The following is a 2,368-nucleotide window of genomic DNA, read 5'->3' on the forward strand; positions in this document are numbered from 1 at the left end:
TGGTGCAGTATCAGAGTCCCGAACGTCTGCTCCACCCGCCACCGTCTCGGCTGCGGAACGAATCCCCGCTCCTCAGGGTTGCGCCGGACGATCTCGACGTCGATGCCGAGGGCGGCCCCGTGCGTGACGACCTGGTTCTTGAAGCCCTGATCGACCAGGGCCTTGCTGACCGAGCCGCCGGCCGCGACGACGACCTGGTCGAGCAGCGCGATGCCGGCCGCGTTGTCGTGGACACTCGCGGCCACCACGGTGACCGCGATGACCAGGCCGAGGACGTCCACGGCCAGTCCCCGCTTACGGCCGGACACACGTTTCGCGGCGTCCTTGCCCGTCGTGACCGCGGGGACCCCGGTGGCCGCACGGACACTCTGGGTGTCCAGGATCACCAGGGTCGGGTCCTCTAATCGCCGGTTCCGCTCCCGCACCTGGCAGCGAAGGAGTTCATGGATCTGCCGGTCGGTGCCGTCGTCCCGCCAGGCGGCAAAGTAGTAATACGTCGCGCTCTTCGGCGGCAGGTCGTTCGGCAGCAGAGCCCACTGACAGCCGGTCCGGGACTGGTAGAGGATCGAGTTCACGATCTCCCGCATCGGATAGCGGCCCTGGTGACCGCTCACGGAACGGTGCCGGTTCTTCCAGGCCGCGAGCACCGGCTCGATCAACACCCACTGCTCGTCGGACAAGTCGCTCTGGTACGGCTAGCGTTCACTCACCCCACCGATTCCAGCAGGCCACCGCCACCAGACCGGAACGTTCCCGCTTCGCCCACACCATCAGGTGACACCAAAAACACTCATAGGGTCACGAACCGCCCAATGAGGTGTCTAGGGCACCAGGGAGATCAGGTGTCGCCGGTGCACCACAAAGCCCGTCCTACTTCAGCAGCTGTCAGCGGTCCGTCACTTACGATCAGTTTTGGCCTGACTTGTTCCTCGTCGCCAGCGATCTGGTGGCGGCCAGGGCAAGCACTGATCGCCGTCACGGCGAAACCCGACCGCAGCAAGTCCGATCAGGGCCCCGACCTGGCTGCTGCCGGCCGAAGCAACCGGTGCACGTACGTACAGTGGGTCGCGCGAGCAAGACCCCTGGAAGCTCGTTATCGAGCGTGACAGCCCGGGGAGCAGGGTGCGGCAACTGATCGATCACGGGGGCAAAGGGTGCGGGGAATACGTCGCTGGGTATGGGTCGTCGCGCTGGCGGTGGTGCTGGCGTTGCTCGGCGGCTATGGCTGGTACCGCCTGAGCGACACCGGCAAGCGCTGGCGCTACGAGGACAGACTCCAGTCGTACTGCGGCGGTGTACTGCCCTACGAGGAGACCGTGGCCCTCACTGGCCTCCCGTCCGATCCGGCCACGGGCCTGCCCCACGACGTTGCGGAGGGCACGCCCAAGCAGGGGTGGGACTTCTGCTGGATCAAAAGCATGGACATCGTCATCACCACCGCACGTATTCCGACCGGCTCCGCCGACGACCTGAGGTTCTATCTCCCGAGGCTGCGCGCGGAAGCGCTGCCCACACCGATGGGCGGGGGCTGGCGGGGCGTCACCGACGGCGTAAACACCACGGTCGTTCTTCCCTGCACCAACCGCGCCCACGCGATCGCTGCCACCGCGCAGCTCACCGAGGAGGAACCCGACAAGAGCGTGAGTCGAAGAGTGGCCGAGCTGACGGCCGCGACCGCCGTCAACGCTGCCGACCGCTGGGGCTGCGAGAGCAAGCCAGGTGCCCGGCTAGAGGTCGTCGACCCTGCGTCAGGCTCCTCAACGCCGCAGGAGGCCGACGGCACCTGCGCCGGGGTGCCGTGGACGCGCAACAAGAGGATCGACACGATCACAGAGACCCCTGCGGACCGGCTCGCGCCACTCGCGACGTGTCTGCTGGACGAGGCGGACACCGATGACGGCTATCGTCTGGAAGCCTCGTTCGGTCCCTTTGCCCAGCGCGAGCGCAATGACAGCCTGCACAGCGACCTGACCGAGAAGTCGGCCGGTGGCGGTGGGGAAGCCGGGGAATTCTTCTGGGCGAGCGCCGCTTGTCCGGGAGACGGGCCCCGCGCCCTGTTCCAGATCAGCCCGCAGAGCGGCACGTCCGGCGATCCGTCGTTCGCGCGAGCCGCATTGGTCGCATTCGCCAAGCGGGCGGCCGAGCGACATGACTGCAACTCCCTGCAACTCCCTGCGGCTCCCTAGGGGACGAGGACCTGCGCAGCGTCGAGGACCAGGTCGCCGGCACCGCCCGGGCCCGGCGACCGTCCAATCTCCCAGTAGGGGACGGCCTGGCGCCGTGCGCGTTGCTCATCCCCGTCCGCGTGGGGTGAGGCCGGGGCGGGCCGGAGGGCTGGCGGGCGGGGCGGGCTGGGGTGACTGCACCG

Annotated in this window: 3 protein-coding genes; 1 reads left to right on the plus strand and 2 read right to left on the minus strand. The window is 68.1% G+C overall.

Annotation, left to right across the window (positions count from 1 at the left end):
* A partial coding sequence (locus ACGFSB_RS37375) for an IS5 family transposase (RefSeq protein WP_393409036.1) occupies positions 1-680 on the minus strand: 680 nt, incomplete at its 3' end.
* A 474-nt stretch (positions 681-1,154) separates the two neighbouring features.
* Here ACGFSB_RS37375 and ACGFSB_RS37380 point away from each other — a divergent pair.
* Positions 1,155-2,186, plus strand: coding sequence for a hypothetical protein (locus tag ACGFSB_RS37380; RefSeq protein ID WP_393409038.1), 1,032 nt, complete (start codon positions 1,155-1,157; stop codon positions 2,184-2,186).
* On the opposite strand, the gene ACGFSB_RS37385 is transcribed toward ACGFSB_RS37380, so the two are convergent.
* Positions 2,183-2,368: hypothetical protein (locus tag ACGFSB_RS37385; RefSeq protein ID WP_393409041.1), on the minus strand; the 186-nt coding region annotated here is incomplete at its 5' end. The genes ACGFSB_RS37380 and ACGFSB_RS37385 overlap by 4 nt on opposite strands.

It is taken from the genome of Streptomyces sp. NPDC048441 (assembly GCF_043200235.1).
GTDB lineage: Bacteria > Actinomycetota > Actinomycetes > Streptomycetales > Streptomycetaceae > Streptomyces.